General features: G+C 49.0%; 15 protein-coding genes, 1 tRNA gene and 1 pseudogene. 8 read left to right on the plus strand and 9 right to left on the minus strand.

What is annotated here, in order from left to right; all coding sequences use genetic code 11:
• Window positions 1–360 precede the first annotated feature (360 nt).
• The 3 genes from J7439_RS04880 to J7439_RS26905 all read left to right on the plus strand — a co-directional run bounded on the left by J7439_RS04880 (window position 361) and on the right by J7439_RS26905 (window position 3,002).
• On the plus strand, window positions 361–1,368 hold the full coding sequence (locus J7439_RS04880; RefSeq protein WP_209200714.1) for a hypothetical protein: 1,008 nt from the start codon (window positions 361–363) through the stop codon (window positions 1,366–1,368).
• Window positions 1,369–1,674: 306 nt separating this feature from the next.
• Complete coding sequence (locus J7439_RS04885; protein ID WP_209200715.1) at window positions 1,675–1,941, plus strand: maltose acetyltransferase domain-containing protein; 267 nt, start codon at window positions 1,675–1,677, stop codon at window positions 1,939–1,941.
• A gap of 68 nt (window positions 1,942–2,009) precedes the next feature.
• Window positions 2,010–3,002: a DMT family transporter gene (locus J7439_RS26905; RefSeq protein WP_209200716.1), complete on the plus strand. Its 993-nt coding sequence runs from the start codon at window positions 2,010–2,012 to the stop codon at window positions 3,000–3,002.
• Window positions 3,003–3,021: 19 nt separating this feature from the next.
• On the opposite strand, the gene J7439_RS04895 is transcribed toward J7439_RS26905, so the two are convergent.
• The 3 genes from J7439_RS04895 to J7439_RS04905 all read right to left on the minus strand — a co-directional run bounded on the left by J7439_RS04895 (window position 3,022) and on the right by J7439_RS04905 (window position 6,912).
• Window positions 3,022–5,040: an F-box protein gene (locus J7439_RS04895; protein WP_209200717.1), complete on the minus strand. Its 2,019-nt coding sequence runs from the start codon at window positions 5,038–5,040 to the stop codon at window positions 3,022–3,024.
• Between the two features lie 295 nt (window positions 5,041–5,335).
• Window positions 5,336–6,076, minus strand: coding sequence for an SDR family NAD(P)-dependent oxidoreductase (locus tag J7439_RS04900; RefSeq protein WP_209200718.1), 741 nt, complete (start codon window positions 6,074–6,076; stop codon window positions 5,336–5,338).
• Between the two features lie 47 nt (window positions 6,077–6,123).
• Window positions 6,124–6,912 (minus strand): SDR family NAD(P)-dependent oxidoreductase, encoded by a 789-nt coding sequence (locus J7439_RS04905; protein ID WP_209200719.1) that lies wholly within the window; start codon window positions 6,910–6,912, stop codon window positions 6,124–6,126.
• 108 nt (window positions 6,913–7,020) lie between these two features.
• On the opposite strand from J7439_RS04905, the gene J7439_RS04910 reads away from it, so the two are divergent.
• From J7439_RS04910 to J7439_RS04925, 4 genes are all read left to right on the plus strand, one after another.
• Entirely contained in the window at window positions 7,021–7,950 is a 930-nt protein-coding gene (locus J7439_RS04910) for a GlxA family transcriptional regulator (protein WP_209200720.1), read from the plus strand.
• Window positions 7,951–8,187: 237 nt separating this feature from the next.
• Window positions 8,188–8,802 carry a hypothetical protein gene (locus tag J7439_RS04915; RefSeq protein WP_209200721.1) on the plus strand — a complete coding sequence of 205 codons (615 nt, stop codon included), beginning with the start codon at window positions 8,188–8,190 and terminating at the stop codon, window positions 8,800–8,802.
• An 88-nt stretch (window positions 8,803–8,890) separates the two neighbouring features.
• Complete coding sequence (locus tag J7439_RS04920) at window positions 8,891–9,466, plus strand: hypothetical protein (RefSeq protein ID WP_209200722.1); 576 nt, start codon at window positions 8,891–8,893, stop codon at window positions 9,464–9,466.
• Window positions 9,467–9,595: 129 nt separating this feature from the next.
• Window positions 9,596–9,672 (plus strand) — tRNA-Arg (locus J7439_RS04925).
• A 222-nt stretch (window positions 9,673–9,894) separates the two neighbouring features.
• Here J7439_RS04925 and J7439_RS04930 read toward each other — a convergent pair.
• From J7439_RS04930 to J7439_RS26910, 6 genes and pseudogenes are all read right to left on the minus strand, one after another.
• Window positions 9,895–10,836, minus strand: coding sequence for an ankyrin repeat domain-containing protein (locus tag J7439_RS04930; protein ID WP_209200723.1), 942 nt, complete (start codon window positions 10,834–10,836; stop codon window positions 9,895–9,897).
• Window positions 10,837–11,063: 227 nt separating this feature from the next.
• Complete coding sequence (locus tag J7439_RS04935) at window positions 11,064–12,899, minus strand: ABC transporter ATP-binding protein (protein WP_209200724.1); 1,836 nt, start codon at window positions 12,897–12,899, stop codon at window positions 11,064–11,066.
• A gap of 11 nt (window positions 12,900–12,910) precedes the next feature.
• Window positions 12,911–14,743, minus strand: coding sequence for an ABC transporter ATP-binding protein (locus J7439_RS04940; protein WP_209200725.1), 1,833 nt, complete (start codon window positions 14,741–14,743; stop codon window positions 12,911–12,913).
• A 620-nt stretch (window positions 14,744–15,363) separates the two neighbouring features.
• Window positions 15,364–16,662: a hypothetical protein gene (locus J7439_RS04945; RefSeq protein WP_209200726.1), complete on the minus strand. Its 1,299-nt coding sequence runs from the start codon at window positions 16,660–16,662 to the stop codon at window positions 15,364–15,366.
• Between the two features lie 33 nt (window positions 16,663–16,695).
• Complete coding sequence (locus J7439_RS04950) at window positions 16,696–17,700, minus strand: SET domain-containing protein (protein WP_209200727.1); 1,005 nt, start codon at window positions 17,698–17,700, stop codon at window positions 16,696–16,698.
• 70 nt (window positions 17,701–17,770) lie between these two features.
• Window positions 17,771–17,914: pseudogene (locus tag J7439_RS26910) on the minus strand (Mpo1-like protein); the annotation flags it as partial.
• A gap of 117 nt (window positions 17,915–18,031) precedes the next feature.
• Here J7439_RS26910 and chrA point away from each other — a divergent pair.
• Complete coding sequence (chrA, locus tag J7439_RS04960; protein WP_209200728.1) at window positions 18,032–19,174, plus strand: chromate efflux transporter; 1,143 nt, start codon at window positions 18,032–18,034, stop codon at window positions 19,172–19,174.
• The last annotated feature ends 36 nt before the right edge of the window (window positions 19,175–19,210 follow it).

The following is a 19,210-nucleotide window of genomic DNA, read 5'->3' on the forward strand; positions in this document are numbered from 1 at the left end:
TAGTTCCAGATGGTTAGCTACTTAACCATCCAAAACAGGAAAAACTGTCTTTAAAAATGATGATGAAGTAAAGCCAGAAAGATCATGGTCAAATAAGAAATGTTGAACCTTTTCGAATTGAAGTGGTCTAACCGTACTGCCGATAAAATCCACAGAGTGTGAGGTTTGTACTATGAAGCCGACGTATAATGGTAATATTGATTCAGTCATCCTGACAATCCTTGGATAAACAGTGTGATCTTCGAGGTTTTGCACAGATATCATCATTAAGAAATTAAGAAATTAAGAAATTAAGAAAATAGTAAAACGGGATGTTAGTAAACTCAAGTTAAGTGATCTTGTTCTCTATGAGGTAATGGTATGATTCCATCTTCTGTGAACGATCTATCATATAAGAGTTGGTATTTTGATAAAAGTAACCCTATACACAAGGGAGATATTGGAAAATTAAGTAAACGCTCTTTTCGGGTGATGAAAAGAGTATCTCCTTATCCACTGAAACTTACATACATACCTATTTCTGCTAAAGTGCGAAGACCACTCACCTTAAGTCTGGAAATTGGCAAAAGTTCAGCAACGCAGGCGCTTGTTAAAGTACTTTCGGCCGATCAGGTTGACTGGGGTAGAGCATTAAAATTATTGCGAAGAGGAGGTGATCCTTTTGCCTATAGAGGGAGTGCTTTCAGGCCCAATGTGTTATTTAAGGTTATTGTTGATATTACCAATACTCCAAAAATTGAAGCAAAAAAGAATTTAAATTCAAAAGAGCGGGAAGGGTTCATTGCATTGCTTCTGAAAAGAGAAGGAATTGAATCTACATTGCTGGAATTAGATGCAACACCTTTTGTAAATACGCCATTTACTGCGGCAATTGCAGCCAGAGATAAAAGTTTATCGAGAGCTATATTCAATTATCTGAAAGAAACACACCATGAATTATTGATTACGCCAAATCAAAAAAAAATGTCAGGACAGTTTGGAAAAAATACACCCCTGGTATTAGCTATTAAAACAAACAATGAAAATCTGGCTTTGGATTTATTGCCTTTTTATACCAATGAGTTACTGCGTCAGCGTATAACATGGGCAAATAGCAATGCTCTTGAACTGGCTCATTTAGCAAGATTCAACCGTCTGCTTCCCATCATGGTGGCAACAGCTCAAGGTCTTACAATGGATGAAGCTACTCATTTTCAATCATTGTATGATGGATGTCCGCGCGGGAATAATATATGGCATGATTTATATGAATCAGATATGTTCCTCAATGACGAAGGACATTTTATTGAAGATAGAGAAAGAGTTTCAAATCCTGTCCTCTACCATACTTCACAATATATTCGTAAGTCTGTTCTACTTGACTGGTGAGGTAGTTGTGAAAAGTTTACTTTTCTATTACATTTTCTATCTGCTTCTCACAGTCACTTCTCACCTTGTTTGCCGCGTATAGTTGTATCATCAGAGTCTATTCAACCATGCCAACGTCTGGTACAGTAGCGTCAAGTGCTGTCCTGGAATATTGATCGTGAGCATTAATTTTTAGATGTTTGACTTTTGATTGTTAAATGATATGAAAGCTCTCGATGGGAAAAAACAGTTTTTCCACAATTTTACTTGCCATTGCTCTCATCTTCTTCGGGCTGTCTATAAGTAGTGAGTTGGAGAAGTATTCACATGTCTCTCGATGAAATTAAGAGCAAAATGCACAATAGTGAAATATATTTTTCAGATGATCAAGCCCTTGTTGATGAGCAAACACAATGTCTGGAAATTCTTTATGATTATAATCATACCCGACCTTCTGAAAGCAAAAAGAGAGAGCAAATTCCTGCAAATGTTGTTGCGGTGGGAAATCCTTGCCGGGTATTGCGAGAAATCGGTCAAAAAGATAAAGAATTTTATTACAAAGACTTAAGGTTTGGTTCAGAAGTCGGGCAGTAAAAATCCGAAGAAATGTTTCAACAGTCTTTAGGCCGACAGTTTCCTGGTCATGCAAACCATGAGGAAAAGTGCATAACACCTGTTGGGTATTTGACCGGGATGCCTTCGGCGTCCCGCAACCCAAGTGTTATGTTTTTACCCAACTCATTAAATATCTTAATTCAATAATGAAAGCAGTCATACTCACTACAATATCCCTCTTGGCTTTTGCCGGAAATTCCATTCTTTGCAGAATGGCTTTGGGTGAACAAGAAATAGATGCTGCAAGTTTTACTTCTATTCGTCTCTTGTCCGGTATTATTTCTCTGGTTTTACTCTATAAATTACTAAACCCTGGCGACAAAAAAATTGCAAAAGGTAGCTGGTATGCTTCCGTCATGTTGTTTATTTATGCCGTTACCTTCTCCTATGCATACATTATTTTAGATACCGGAATTGGAGCACTAATCCTGTTTACCTCGGTGCAAATCACCATGATTCTGGCCAATTTTATTTCAGGAGTAACAGTTCGTTTCATTGAATGGATTGGCATCACTACCGCTTTTTCAGGCTTCATGTATTTGGTAGCACCAACCTTATCCACGCCTTCCCTGAGTGGTTTTATTCTGATGGCAGTCTCTGGCATTGCATGGGGGATGTACACGTTAGCGGGTAAAGAATCCACCAATCCGTTGAGTGATACAATGTGTAACTTTATTAGAACCTTGCCTTTCCTTATCACACTGACAGTTCTTACTATTGAATCCTCACACCTTTCCCTGAAAGGAATTTTTCTTGCGGTTTTGGCAGGCGCTCTGACTTCAGGCATTGGTTATACCCTGTGGTACATAGCATTAGGCAGACTTTCAGCAGTACAGGCTGCTGTTGTGCAACTTCTGGTGCCTGTAATGGCAGCAGCAGGCGGCACATTACTCATTGATGAGGCTGTATCCATGCGATTGGTTCTATCCTCAATTATTATACTTGGTGGGATATTCACGGTGATATCAGGGAAACAATATGCTGAAAACCTCGGCAAACAAAAAGATAACACAAACGAGCATCTCCGGAGTCAAGAGTAAAAACGATAGTATTGGACATTCATCGAATAACCCCCAAATCAGGCGTGATCTGCCAGAAAGTGAGAACCTCTTTCCCGTTGTGATATATCCTGGTTTGTAAAGAGCGGCTGCAGGAGCTGAACTCAAAATCTCTGATCTGTCCTTCTGGCCGCCATCGGTTTTTTTCCTGCCAGGTTCCGTCGCTGCTCAACCCAAGAAGCAACAGGCTGCCGTCGTCGGTTCGTGCGGCGAGCAGGCAGCCTTGCCGGTTAAAGCGCGCCTCCAGAATAGACAGTTTAATACGTTGCCTCCACCATTGGCCGCTATCAGTGTACTGATATATATCCGTACTCTCTGACTCACCTCCGCACACCAGCGCATTGCCCCGGGGGCTGGCCTTCAGGAGGGTGCTGGAATTCAGTGTGTGTGCCCACTCCCACTGTCCTGAGTCCCGGTGGTGCCAGATACTGGCCCTTAGTTCATTGTCGTCTATGCTCAGCGACGATGCTGCCATCATAAAAAACAGCAGCCGTGAGTTCATGGAAAACTTCATGTCTGGCAGGTCCCGCAGCACTTGCCCGGCTCCCTCAATATAAGCCTGATCCTCCATAACCGGCGAACAGCTGTCGTCATCCAGGCTCCAGATATCGAAGCCATTGATAGTGGCAACAACCAGCAGTCTGCCATCAGGGCTAAAATCAACGCTGAGCAAAAAGCAGTGGCGTGGGTCACTGTGTGTTTTGGTAATGGTCACCTTGTGTGACCAGCGTTGGTTATGATCAAGCCCGGCAACTTTGACATAAAACTCTTTTTCTGTACCCGGAATCGCCTCATCGTATATCCCGAGGTCATCGGACCATGCAGCAAAATGGCGGCTATCCGGGCTGAATGCCATATCAAACTCCATATTGTCAAACAGTCGTTCATTGTCCGATGCTGCCCAACCGGCTGCAGCAGCATCGCTGCTCAGCCCAAAGTCAATTTTGCTGCTACACGACCATAACTCATCATCACCCCGGGTTATGAAAGAAACCTCAGCACCGTCGAACAGGGCAAGATATTGGCTATCAGGACTAAAACGAATTTCATGGTTATCACCCCAGCTTAAAGGATTATTATGCCGCCACCTGCCATCGGTCCCGCAACAGAGGATGGCCCCTCCCGATTCACGGTCAATGCACACCAGCGACTTGCCATCGTCGGATACTATCATTTCATTTATACGCCGGTGTACCAGGCTGTGATAGATATCGGCCGCTGTCATTTGCTGAGCCTCGGTCCAGATACCGGAATCACTGCGCCTGACAACGGACAGTAAGTGTTCATGAGCGCTACCCTCGGGGTCGGGCATAGATGGCTCACCGGACAACCGGCGAGAGGGGAGAAATAGAATATTTCCCACGGGCTGGTTGTGCATGTTTATCCCTGTCGTGTAATCCATCGAACACTCCCGATGCCAGCTGCCACTGTTGTCCGGAGCCCATATATGCATGGTTTTGGCCCGGCTGTCTTCATTGATCAGACAGTTGTGGTTGGTATTCAGGAAAAAAGCCGACACAATCGGCAGGAACTCCATACGCCCTGAAGCTTTCAGAGTGACTGATGGTGCATGAATCACCTGCTGACAGAAATGGTTGGTGTAATAGGCACAAAGGGCTTCTGGTCTGCACTGGACAGGGTAGCAGGGACTGAAAACGGTGGGTACCGTCCTGAGGTGATGCAGCAGTTGCTGATTACCGGTGGCCATCCCCTGATAAAAATGCTGTTCTGCCTTTGGCAGGGATAAAAAATACTGGTAGTACTTGTGGAGCTGGCTTACCGACATGCCACATTTATCATGCAAAATGGTACGTACCCTGCGGGACAACAACTCCAGGTTGGCCAGATCTTGAATCGATAGATAACTTAACAGGTTAGCCAGTGAATCACCCGACAATGCACCAATAAACCGGCCAAAGCCACTGGCCGAAAACTCAATGGGACTTTGTACATCCTGATGGACATCGCTGGTTTTGAGGTGTTTGACGATGCAATACATAGACAGACCTTCCGGCGACAACAGGAAGGTTCAGGATAGTAGAGTCTGCTGAGAATTAAACCGAAAAGAGCGCCTGGAGCGATTAAGGAGGAATCTCCTTTTATTGGTACTTCTCTGGAACTGTACCTTCGGAAGTAGAGGTGGTAGTCAACTGACGTTTCCCGGATTGCGTTGCAATCCTCATCTTCAAGATCAACATATTGATCTTTGGGGAAACCTGACAGGACATTTGCCTGCCAGGAATCGTCGGGTTTTATATGGCCAAGGTGCTTGTTCAGGTATATCAGGGCTTAACAGCACTGGATAAATGGTTATCTCAGAAATGTTCAGTATAGGGGCGCAGATCCATTTCCATTGTCCAGGTACTACGGTGCTGCTGATGAAGATGCCAATAGGCCCGGGCAATTTCATCAACCTGCAACATACGGTCAGTGCCTCTGTTACCTTTGAGCATCGGTAGTAATTCGACTGTTCGATCGCCATCAATAATGCCATCCACGATGATTGATGCGACATGAATGCCCTTGGGACCAAATTCACGGGCAAGGCTTTGTGCCAGCATTCGCAGGCCCGCTTTCGCCGACGCGAAAGGAGCAAAGTTTGCCTTTCCTCTCAGTGAGCCGCTGGCTCCGGTAAAAAATAAGCTTCCTCTACCATGTTCCAGCATCCTGGGCAAGGCGGCCTGTGCCAGATAAAAGGCAGAGAGCGTATGCACTTGCCAGTGCTCGATAAAACGCTCAGCCGGTGTCTCAAGAAACGGAGATGGTGTGTTCTCTCCCGCGTTTTGCACGGCGATTTGCAGTGGAGCCAGCTTTTCGGCCTCGGAAATAAAACGTGCTACATCTTCCGGTTTGGTAGCGTCGCCTACGGCGCAGGCAACCTGCAAACCTTCCTGGCTAAGTTGCTCTATGGTTGTTTGCAGCTTTGCTTCTGTTCTACCAGCAATGAGAACCGGGTGGCCTTCTTTGGCAAAACGGCGGGCGATGGCTGCTCCGAGCCCTTTGTAAGCACCAACACCCAGGATCAGTGCGCTACCCTTGGAAATCTGGTTGGTCATGGATGTGCCTTCTGTTCAGAGTCTGTCGTTCGTTTGTTAGGCCGCTTTCAGGCAATATTGTAACGTAGGGCCGGTTTGGCATTGGCCAACTTAAGCGACAGATTTCGGCGGTCGGCTTCCCAGCGATCCCAGGCTTCACCTTCGTGCAAACCGGGGATGGTGACTAACTCGCCGCTGTCCAGGCCAGCCAGAGCAGCGTCTACTGCATCTTCTGCTGACATGGTAATGGCTGACTCTTTTTGTGCTGAATAACCTGCCACATCCCAGAACTCGGTGGCGGTTGCACCGGGAAGTACTGACTGGATTCGTACGCCTTTAGCCGCCAGATCATTTTGCAGCGAATGACCAAAGGCAATCACGTAGGCTTTGGAAGCGCTATAAACGCCGTTCAGGATCTCTGCTGCGATACCAACAACCGAGGCAATATTGATAATGGTGCCAGCGCCGCGCTCAGCAAAAGCTGGAGCCGCCGTGTAACTCAGGCGTGTTAAAGCGGTAATGTTCAGTCCGATCATCGCCTCCATCTTGTCGATATCGGCATTCAGGGCAGAGGCTACTGAGCCTACGCCAGCATTGTTGATCAACATTGTGATGCTGCTATCGTCACGAAGTACCGCTTCTACCCTGGCAAGGTCACTGGCATTGTTCAGATCTGCAGGCAACACGGTAACCTTTCTGCCAGTTTCTCCACGGATAGTTTCTGCTACCCCCTGCAACCGCTGCTCATTGCGCGCCACAAGAATCAAGTCATAACCGCGCTTGGCAAGGCGGTCGGCATAAATAGCACCAATACCTGTTGATGCACCGGTTACTAACGCTGTTCCCAATGTACTCATAACTTATCACCTGTGTTTATTTGATTTGTTAGACAATGTAAGTATATTCTGATCCGAAGTGTCTTAAATGTCATATATGCGTCAATTAGAGACGTATTAGGGAGTGGTATGCGACGTATCAGTTTTTTACTTTATCCGGGCTACTCTGTCATGGCCCTGGCCGCTACGTCGGTGTTTGAGACTGCCAATCAGACCAAAGGAGCGATGCTATACGACGTCGAGTTTATTTCTCTCAATGGCGGCCCGGTAAACACATCATCTGGTATGAGCGTGCATAGTGGCAGCCTGCACCAACACGGGGGCGACACTCTCATCGTGGGAGGCGGTGAGCATCCGCATCCCACACCCAGCCAATTAATAGAATTTATCCGGGATGCACCTGAACGCTATCACCGTATCGTAGCGATTTGTACCGGGGCTTTTTTATTGGCAGAAGCCGGGCTACTTAATGGTCGTCAGGCTACCACGCACTGGCGCAGTGCCGCTGAGCTGCACCGACAATATCCCCGGATCAAGGTTGATGCAGACAAAATATTCGTTAAAGACGGGGCGTTTTGGACGTCGGCCGGAATGACGGCAGGTATCGATTTGTCGTTACAACTGCTGGAAGATGATCATGGCGTTGAGCTGGCAAAAAATGTCGCTCGCAAACTCGTGGTTTACCATCGTCGCACAGGTGGCCAATCGCAATATTCTACCTTGCTGGAAATGTCCCCCGAATCGGATCGCATGCAGAAAGTGATCTCCTATATCCGTGAAAATTTGCCCAAAGATCTGACTGTAGAAGTGTTAGCCGATATTGCTCACCTGAGCCCACGGCAGTTCAGTCGCAGTTTTTACCAGGAAACTGGCCAAACACCGGCCAAAGCCGTACAAAGTATCCGTGTTGAAACTGCACGCTCAATACTCGAACAAAGCCAGCATTCCGTAGAAGAGGTGGCAAGACAAACCGGCTTTAGTGATCGTAATCATATGAGAAGAGCTTTTTTACGCACCTTTGGACTGCCACCACAAGCCTTGCGAAGCCAAAAGCCGTGACATCCGTTGTTAAACAATTGGAGTGTATCGCAGCAGTTGACCTTGATTGATGCTATTCGGAGCAGGAAAACAACATTATTGATGTGGGTAAAGAATTGCCGATGATGACGCGGTTTACCTCACTGGGCCGTCATTGTTGACTGTTATCGTATCTGACTAACCTGTTAGTGATTTATGGCAAGACAAATTGTTAACTGGTAATCCAATTCCTAATAAAGCTCATGGAGGTAGCGTATTATGGATGCTGTAAGTGTTCCTGACAGTCTTGATCAAACAATAAACCCTATCCCTTCCACTCGTGAGGCAACGGTCAGAGCTGTAAAATGCTTTGGTCGAATTGTATGCAAGATGGCCATCGTCGTTCCTTATGTTTTGTATCACGCTTTTAGCTTAGGCACTGAACACATATTTGGTGCCGGTGGCGCTGTTGTCGGTGCCGTAAGAGGTGGCACTGTCAAGCTGGCCAGAGCGGCAGGAGCAAAGCTTGGCCTGTGCGAGAGGTCAACAAAGCCTCTAAAGGAATACATCATCAAAGACTTCCATCGGGGTGCTAATGTTGGCTGGCTTCCCGGTCAAATCATTGGAGCAGCTGTGGTGGCGTCCAATTTACTGCTGCTTGCGCACCCCATCACACTTGGTGTTTGTGCCGCTGTTTTTGGCACATACGCCATTGCAGAAGGTGTCATTGCCTACAAGGAAATCAAATCCTCTGGACACTCAGAAACGGAAGATAATACCAAAAATTTCTTGAAAACTATCCGCCAGCAGAACAGAGATTTTCATGATTTCCTTTATGGTGATAAAAAGGAGGACACTACTTACAAACCGAGCAATTTATTCCCTAAAAAATAGTCGTTTAATGAGTGCGATTGATTCCCTGCGCGAATGCAGTTAATTCCTGCAGCAGGGACAATAATAAAATTAATGGAGGTAGTATAAAATGGATTCTGTAACCGTTCCTGTCAGTCCTAATGCAACAACAACACCCATCCCTTCAACTGGAGAGGCATCGGTAAGAGCGGCAAAATGCTTTGGTCGAGTTGTATGCAAGTTGTTTATAGCTGTTCCCTACGTTTTATTTGAGTCCTTAAGCATAAGTACTGAGGTCATATTTGGTGTCGGTGGTGCTGCTGTCGGTGCCGTAAGAGGTGGCTCTGTCAAGCTGGCCAGAGCGGCAGGAGCAAAGCTGGGCCTGTGCGAGAAGTCAACAAAGCCCCTGAAGGAATACGTCATCAAAGATTTCCACCGGGGTGCTAATCTTGGCTGGCTTCCTGGTCAAATCGTTGGTGCGGCTGGGGTCGTGGCCTCTTTGCCGGTGCTTGTAAACCCAACCATGCTGATTGCTGAGGGTATTAATTTTGGAATTTACGGCCTGGTAACCACTGGATTTGCCTACGATGAAATAAAACGAGATGGGCATTCATGTGCTGAAGATCATTCCAAAACTATGTTGAGCGATCTTCGCCATCAGTTTAGAGAGTTGCATGATTTCCTCTATGGTGACAAACAGCCTTGACAGTCTGCTCAGGGCTGCTGAGTTTTTCTCTAAATTGCTTTGCCGAGGTCAGCTTTTCTGCCAGTGAGTTGAACGATTGTTGTTGACTCCGGCAGGAATTTCAGTATGATTCGCCCTCGTTGACGCAGCGCGCTCGTAGCTCAGCTGGATAGAGTACCTGGCTACGAACCAGGCGGTCGGAGGTTCGAATCCTCCCGAGCGCGCCATATCAGAAAAGCCCATCTTGATGATGGGCTTTTTTTTGCCCGCAAAACAGTGGCTGTTAAACTTCTGTCGTGTTGTTACGCAAGGGGCTGTCAGGAGGCTGGCTCTGCCACTGACAAAAAACAGGTTTGTGACAAATTGGTTAATCCCTACAGAAGAGTTGCGTATGACTTACTCCGGTAAGCAGTGACGTTGACGATGTAGTTAAACCCGGATAATTCTGATTATCGTAGTTTTTTAGTAATGTTAAAATATTCCCCATCTTTTTTTTGAGCGGCCTTTAGTTTCTCCTTGGCAGTGATCAGGGCTTGCTGGCAGGGCTCATTGTTCAGCAGGACAGCGAGTTTCAATGGGGTCAATCCTGGAGTCATGGTAGCCTTGATATTAGCCCCGCCATTGAGCAGGGTTTCCAAGCTGTCTACGCTGTTATTGTAGGCGGCCATGTGCAAAGAGGTGGCTCCTGAAGTCTTGGCAGCGTTGATATTAGCTCCGCTATTGAGCAGGGTTTGCAAGCAGGCTATGTTGTTCTTCCAGACAGCGGCGTGCAAAGGGGTGGAACCATCCGAAATCGGAGAGAAGTTGGGATCCGCCCCTTCATTGAGCAGGGCTTGCAGGATGTTGTTCTTGTTCTCTTGGGCAGCAAGGTACAAAGGGGTAGCGCCATTAGGCAGGGCGGCGTTGACATCTGCCCCAGCATTAATCAGGGTTTGCACGCAGGCGAGATGCCCCTTTTTGGCGGCGATGTGCAGTAAATAATAAGTCATTCCTAAAATTTCAGAACTGTACTTCTTTTGGGCAATGGTTTTATCCTGCGTCAACAATTCTTGTAACGTCTCCACGTCTCCAGTTCTGCAGGCTTCAAATGGCAGATCTGCGCAATAGGGGGAGTCTTCATGAAGCAAGGCACCCGATTCTCGTACCACCGGTAACGGAAATTGCCGACAATTCGGACACGACGAGCGAGAGGTTATAGGTATTGCACGCATAGCTTTAGCGAAACAGTCCAAATGATAGCGATGCTTACATTCAGTCACGATGACGGGAGATACTTGACGCCCATAGTAGGGTTCGGCGCAGATGGGACATTCATCTTCATATGCTCTTTCTTCCGAGATCATATCCCCTAAATACTGGCACAGTTCGGATTGGGCTGCTGAAGAATTCATAGGTCAGTCTACTCCTTATAGTGCATTTGCAATTAGGTTACAAAAAACCGGAAAAGTTCAAACTTTCGTGTAGAAATAGAAAAACTGCCATCCTCGCTACGGGGGTGCCTGGAAGGGCGCTATTCTCGGTCAGCCTCCTGGTTGAGAATACCCTCAAGCAGCCATTAAGGGACTTTCTGTTTCCGGGAAGCTGGGGGAGTGATGACTGCCTGTTTTTGGCCGGGTTATCAGGCGCTGGCTGCGGTCACCATCAGGCCTGACTGCGCAGTGCTGCCCAGCTGCTCTTCAGTCTGCTGTGCCAGGTAAAGATCGCGATAGTGTCCTTCCTGTTGCAGCAGCTGTTCATGGGTGCCACGCTGAACAATCTTGCCTTTATCCATCACCAGAATCTGGTCGGCATCCTGAATGGTTGACAGGCGGTGAGCCACGGCAATGGTGGTCCGGTTTTCCCGCAGAGTAATCAGCGCCTCTTTAATATGGTGCTCTGTCTCACCATCGATATTGGCGGTGGCTTCATCCAGCAGCAGTATTTTCGGATTCTGGGCAATGGTTCTGGCAAACGACAATAGCTGCCTTTCACCAGTGGACAGTGCTTTGCCTCCGGGTCCGGGCTTATGTTCATAGCCTTCTTCCAGCCCCCGGATAAACGGGTCCGCATGCACTTTTCTGGCAGCTGCCTGAATGTGTTCATCGGTGATCTGGCGATGGTTCAGGCTGATATTTTCGGCCATCGTGCCACTGAAAATATAAGGCTCCTGGAATACCAGACCCAAACCCTGGCGCAATGTGTCTTCCGGCAGGGTGGACAAAGGCTGGTTATCGATCAGAATCTGGCCTTCCTGGTGTTGATAGAAGCGCATCAACAGGTTGATTACCGAGCTTTTACCACTGCCACTGTGACCCACAATGGCGACAAACTGCCCCGGCTCGACGGTGAAGCTGACATTATCCAGCGCCAGGTTTTTCGAGTCATAAGACAGTGTTACGTTATTGAATGCCAGTTTACCGCTATGAATCTCCGGGCTCTGACTATCGCCCTGACCATAGTGAGTGTCTTCTGTCTTTTCGTTCAATACCTGGAACAGTCTTTCCGAGGCCACCAGAGATTGCTGCAGGCTGCTCATTTGCATGGTGATCTGTCGGAAAGGTTCAAAGAATCGCCCAAGGTAATTGATAAAGGCGTAGAGCGTACCCACTTCGACCAGAGAAAATCCGGACCGGTAGCCAAACCAGCCCACCACAACTGCCAGGGCAATACCATTGAGCAGGTGCGTGAAAGGCATCAGCAGTAGGCTGTCGATATTGATGTTCTTTTGCTTGAGCTGGCTCCACTGTTCATTGTCCCGGTCAAACTGCTGTTGCAGATGCGCTTCCTGTCCCATGGCCTGGATAATACGCATGCCATTAAGGGATTCGTTGACACGGGTATTGATGTTGGCCAGCTGGCTGCGAACTCCGTGAATGACGGGGTGGCTGATTTTCTGGTAGAGGTGAATCGCCAGCAGCATGACGGGAATCAGCAGCGCCGTCATCAACATCAGTCGGATATCCAGCAGAGCCATGGCAATAAAGATACCCACCACCCGGAAAAAGGCCTGCAGAATCGCCGGAATAACGCCTACAAACATCTGGCGCAGTACTTCCGAATCATTGGTAATACGGGACACCAGACGGCCGGTTGGTTCGCTGTCAAAATAGTGCATGGGCAGCTTCAGCACATGGGCGAATAGCATTCGTCGAATGTCGTGCACTACCTTCAGGGCATTTTCCTGAAACATCACATTTTGTATGTATTGTAGAATGGCTGAACCCAGATAAGTACCAAACAGGGCTGCACCCATGATGGCAAGGCCCATATATTCATGTAGGGCATCACTCACTCCGGGGGCAATATGTTCATCCAGAATGATCTTCATCAGCCACGGTGCCAGCATTTCCAGGCTGGTGGCCAGCAGCAGGATCAGAAAGGCACCCAGAAACGGCCATTGATAAGGTTTGGCATAGCGAACCAGCCTGGCCAGTCCCCGGTAGCCTGATGTTTTTTTCTCGTCGTTGGCGATCACTGCATTATTCCTCAGGCAACATCGGACCGTGTGTTCACGGCATCGGGCTTCACTTCCAGGGGTTGCAGCAGGGTTCTTGCCTGCTGTCGGAAGATTTTTGCATACCAGTGTTCGGTCGTATTCTGTTCAGGCTGGTCGGTGGCTTCTTTACCGTTAGAGAGCAGTTGTTCATGGTTGCCCTGCTCGATAATGCGACCACGATCCAGTACCAGAATATGGTCTGCCTTAATCAGCTCGGGTAGCCGCTGAGTGACCAGAATAATGGTTTTCTTACCTTTCATGGCCATCAGGTTTTTCAGAATACGGGCTTCAGTTCTCATATCCAGGGCACTGAAGGCATCGTCCAGCAGCAATATTTCACTGTCAGCCAGCAGGGCCCTGGCCAGTGCCAGACGTTGTTTCTGGCCTCCGGACAGGTTGATGCCGTTCTCACCCAGCAAGGTGTTGTAGCCATCCTTAAAGCCCATGATTTCGTCATCGATAGCCGCCAGTCTGGCGGCTTGTTCGACGGCTTGCTGGCTGGCATCCGGTGTGGAGAAGCGAATGTTGTCGGTGATGGTGCCGGAGAACAGCATGGGCTCCTGGGGGACCCAGGCCAGTTTTTTCCGCAGGGATTCCACACTCAGCTGTGGCAGTGGAATATTGCCCATTTGGATGGAGGAGCCTTCGGGCAGATCAAATTCACGCAGGATCAGCCGGAGCAGGGTGCTTTTACCGCTGCCGGTACGACCGGTAATCCCGATAAATGCGCCTGCGGGTATCTCGGCAGAGATACCCTGGAGTACCGCCCTCTGGTCAGCAACGGAGTCGTAAGCAAATGACCGTATGTTTATCGAAAGACTGGTGTCGTCCGGAGCCTGTCGTGCATCCGGTGCATTACTCACTTTGGGCTGGCGGGACAGCAGTTTTTCCAGACGCCCCCAGGAAGCACTGCCGCGCTGGAAGACATTGAACTGCCAGCCAAATTGCAGCATGGGGCCGAGCATCTGGCTAAGGTAGAGGGTGAAACTGGTTAACAGGCCTACCGTCATCTGTCCATGGCTGATCAGCCATGCACCACCCACCAGGGCCAGCACAAAAGAAAGACCGAAAAACAGGCTGATGCTTGGGCCAAACAGGGCATCGACCCTGGCAACGCTGCTGTTCGCTGCCACTGCCTCCATGGACAGCTGTTCAAAGCGCCGGGTTTGTCGTTCGGTCAACTGGTGTGCTTTGACCGCACGAATACCGGTGATGGATTCACGGGTTTCTTCGTTCAGATTGGAAAAAGCAGCCTGAGAGCGACCAAAGCGTGAGTACAATGCCACACCGTAGCGCTTGGTCGCCCAGACCAGTACCGGGAAAGGCAGCATCGCCAGCAGGGTCAGTTGACCACTGACGAGGAATATCATGGCGAACAGAACGGTAAAGCCGGCGATCAGGGAGTCCACCAGGGTCATGATCCCGACCCCAACGCTCTCCTCAACCGCATTGAGGTCATTGGTGGCATGGGCCATCAGGTCACCGGTGGTATGGTGCTGATAAAACTCCGGAGAGAGCCGGGTGAAATGGGCAAACAACCGGCTGCGCTGCTGACGGATCAGCTCAATGGAAGCACCGTACAGTTTGGCTCTCCAGATATATCGGAAGCCATAGACGACGATGCCCGTAATCAGTATCCCGGCAACATAACCGGCCAGTTCCCGGTTGGTAAGGCTGTTGTCCTTTATACTGTCAATCACATGGCCAATCAGCCAGGGTGGCAACAGGTTCAGGGCAGAGACAATTTGCAGACAGATAAAGGCCAGCAGGTATTGCTGCCAGTAGTCCTTCAGAATAAACCGGAGTTTCCAGAGTAGTTTCAATGAACGGCCTTTTGGGTGAAATCTGGGCGCTTAACACTTTTCATATCGCTTTCTGCGTTGCCTGCTGCGACTTCTTGTTAAGGAAGATATTGGCATGCTGAGGAAGAAAGCGCGATGAATTTAATTTGGTTCTATTGTGCTAATTTATAACCGACCATTGAACTGAAAATGATTCTTATCGTCAACGAGGTGATTACCGAATTCGGTGTTCGAGGTGAGGCAGTGATGTGGCCAGGGGACGTGGATAGGAGAATAGTTGCTGATAGTTACCGCTTGAAATACAACGACTGACGTAAGTGAGCGGCAGGTGGTTGCGGGTACTGCACCTGCCGGAAAAGTCTCGTCCAGGGCTATCGAAAAAACAAGGTCAGCACACCAATGGCACTGACTTAAGCTTAAAAGCCCTGCAAACATGGGGATTGATACGGGTTTAGAGATTTGAATTGGAACCACAAAGCACACAAAGAGCACTAAGAAGAGCTTTTCTTTTCCTTTGTGCTCTTTGTGTGCTTTGTGGTTCCAATCGCCGGGTGCCTAAAAGCCCACGTATGACAAGGCTTTCACCCTTAAGTCAGTGCCATTGGGTCAGCACACCCACACGACCTCAACCGCGAAATACGTCAATGTCGCGGGAGTGATGTTCTTTTGTGACTTGACCGCCGATCATGTTTCCGGACTTCTTCCGACACATAATAAGCCGGTGCGGCAACAAACGGTGATATTGGCGTTTTGCCGGGCACATCATCACTGAGTTTTCTGACTATGCCAAGACGGCTTTGCAAAATCTTGTTATAACGTGTTTTTTCTTCAGCTGCAGTCCCCGCCAGGCACGATTGTTTGTGGGCATCAGGATCGACGTAGTAATCCATCAATAACTCCTGTCCGGCAGCAATTCCCTTGACGGCAATAGAGACGGGGATCGTAAAATTGCCAAAATCGGTTGTGATAGCGATAAACTCCACAGACGTATTGACATCTTCGGTCCTGTTGGCGGAATTCACAAAGTGAAAAGGCGTATAACGCTCGTTGTCCGGCAAAATGGCGACCATACTCAAGGGGTCGTTAACCGCCCCTTCCTGAGTGTATTTCGAAAGCGTGCGCTGCGTTTGCTCTTTACCCCTGAGACCGGCCATCATGGTTCGGCAGTAACTCATGAAATCTGGCATATCGTCAGTAAACTTCTGATGCAAATATTCAAGTTTCCAATTGTGATTTTTCTTAGCCCACGATGGTTTGTTGAGTACATACCCGATACCCGAATAGATCCCGAGCAACTCCCCTTCTAGTACTTTAGTTTTGGAAAATACGCCGTAATTTTTTTCTGCCCCGCCAGAGGCGTCAGGGCCGGTAAAACCATAATCAACCAGACGGTGTTCAAACCGCGCCAGAAAGTCTTGCCGGGCCTCAGCCTCTGACATTCGCAGCTGATCAATGACCCAATGCTGAATAACTGCATACTGCCCAATAGTGGGAGTTAGCAGACGGTGGGCAAAAGGGGATAGCCAGACATATGGCTGGTAGGTGTGCCCGCAAGGAAGATCAGAATCGTCACAGACCATAGTCTTGCCAATCGGTTTGCTGAGCGCATCGGGTCGATAACGGCCAGCGGTGATAACCTTAATACCGCCATGGGGTAACGGCTCATTCGGGGCTGACAAAACTTCTGTTTCTGTTATTACCCGGGCGATTAAGCCGGTGTCTGGCGGTGTATCTGCATCATCTGCGGGTCGCTCCCCGGTAACGCTATGTTCGCTGCCATGCCCCGGGTGGGCGAGACCGGGTAAATGACTGTGAGCAGCAACGACGTTACGGGCGTAGGCCACACCCTGGTGCTGGCTATCTTCTGGTTTAGCGGTGTTGGATGACTGTCCTTCCACAAAACTGGACATCCCTTGAGATGATAAGGTATTGGGCTGCATAATTGGTCACCTGAAGCTGACAAGAGTGTTGAATCAGACACAATATTCGCCCGAAAATTCAATGCCCCGGGACTGATGTTTTTTGCGACTTGCCCGCCGACCGTTTTTCCGAATTTCTTCCGACACATAATAAGCCGGTGCGGCAACAAACGGTGATATAGGCGTTTCGCCCGGCACAGCGCTATTGACCAGACAGGCCATGCCAAGCTGGTTCTGCAGATTACTGTTATGAATTGCCCTTTCCTCAGCTGCGGTCAACGTCAGTATCGCTTGTTGTTCGGCATCAGGATCGACACAGTAATCCAGCAATAGCTCCTGCCCGGCAGCAACTCTCCTGGTGGCAATACAGACGGGGACCGTGAAATTGCCAGAACCGGAATAGATCCCAAGCAACTCCCCTTCTTCTAAGGGCGTGCTGGCAAATACACCGTAATTTTTTTCTGGCCTGCCAGAGCTGTCAGGACAGGTAAAACCATAATCAACCAGCCGGTGTTCAAACCGCGCCAGAAAGTCTTGCCGGGCCTCGGCCTCTGACATCTGCAGCTGTTCAATGACCCAACGCTGAATACCTGCATGCTGCCCAATAGTGGGAGCCAGCAGACGATGGACCCAACGGGATATCCAGAAATATGGCTGGTAGGTGTGTCCACAAGGGAGGTCAGAATCGTCACAGATCACCGGCTTGCCAATTGGTTTACTGGCCATAGCGGATGGATAACTGCCAGCGGTGACAACCCTGATGCCGCAATTAGGGAGCGACTCATTCCGGACTGATAACGCCTCGGTTTCTGTTATTACCCGGGCGATTAAGCCGGTGTCTGGCGGTGTGTCTTCATCATCTGCGGGTCGCTCTCCGGTAACGGCATGTTCGCTGCCATGCCCCGGGTGGGCGAGACCGGGTAAACGACTGTGAGCAGCAACGACGTTACGGGCGTAGGCCACACCCTGGTGCGGGCTATCCTCTGGTTTGCCAGTGTTGGATGACTGGCCTTCCACAAAACTGGCCATCCCTTGAGATGATAAGGTATTGGGCTGCATAATTGGTCGCTTGACGCTGACAAGAGTGTTGGGTCAGACACAATATTCGCCCGAAAATTCAATATCCGGGTTAACCTTTGCGAAAGCACCCGATCAGAAAGTCTTTAAGCATGACCCAGTCGCCCAGAAAACTGTAAACAGGGTATTTAAAGGTGGCGGGTTTGTTGTGCTCAAAAAAGAAATGCCCGACCCAGGCACAGGCATAGCCGAAAATCAGGGCCAGAATGATTAATGGTATTGCTTTTGATCAGGCAAAAGAATCAATATACATAATAAACAACAGCTGTTTATCATCGGCTAATAACATTATTAATATTCTGGTAAGTTGCCTGTGGCTAAGTTATTCACTATTTTCTGGCGGTTTTTCTTGCTGGGCTGGACCAGCTTTGGCGGCCCGGCTGCCCATATCGGATATTTTCGTAATACCTTCGTTGAAAAACGCCAGTGGTTAACCGATGTTGAATATGCTCAACTGACTGCTCTCAGTCAGTTCCTGCCAGGCCCCGGTTCCAGCCAGATCGGCTTTGCCCTGGGCTACCGGAAGGCAGGATTGCCCGGCGGCATTGCAGCGTTTGCCGGTTTTACCTTACCGTCTTTTGCGATTCTGCTGGCGGTAGCCATGAGCAGTCAGCTGTTCCTGTCTGCTGACTGGTATCAGGGGATGATTGCCGGTTTGAAATTGCTGGCCGTTGTTGTGGTGGCGGATGCCACTGTGCAGATGTTCCGGTCTTTCTGTAAAAGTCAGTTGACTATTAGTTTGTGTATTTTCAGTGCCGCCCTGTTGCTGGTGTTTCCTGGCATACTGGTTCAGATGGCTAGTCTGATTGCAGCCGCTCTGATTGGTTATCGCTGGTTACCGGGTAATGACGACAGCCAGATCAGGTGTCGCTTTGTTTTCTGGCCACTTATTCTGTTTGCCATTTTGCTGTTTGGCCTGCCTTTGATGGCTGATTATTCCCCCCTGGCAGCCGTGATCAGTGACTTCTATCAGGCGGGCAGTATGGTGTTTGGCGGTGGCCATGTGGTTCTGCCATTGCTGCAGAGCACAACGGAAGGCATGATCAGCACCGATACCTTCCTGACCGGCTATGCCGCAGCCCAGGCGGTACCTGGCCCGATGTTTACCCTGGCTACGTATCTCGGATATTTTGCTTCCGGGTCGACTCCGGTTCTGGGAGCTATTGCCGCGACGCTGGCTATTTTCCTGCCCGGTTTTCTGCTGGTGATTGGTGTCCTTCCTGCCTGGCAGGCTCTGGCCGCACGGGCCCGGATTGCCGGGGCGATTGCCGGTATTAACGCTGCTGTTGTCGGGCTGCTGCTGTCTGCGCTTTACTCGCCGGTATTTACCTCTGCAGTTCATTCGGCAATGGCGATGGCTCTGGTTCTGATTGGCTGTTTCCTGCTTCGTGTATTGAAGATTTCTGTTTTCTGGCTGGTGGTGATATTTATTGGCGTTGGCGTGTTGGCCCTTTAAACCACCGCAAATATGTTCAAATTGGCAGGACCTTAG

The organism is Salinisphaera sp. G21_0 (assembly GCF_017744115.1).
Classification (GTDB): Bacteria; Pseudomonadota; Gammaproteobacteria; order Pseudomonadales; family Endozoicomonadaceae; genus Endozoicomonas.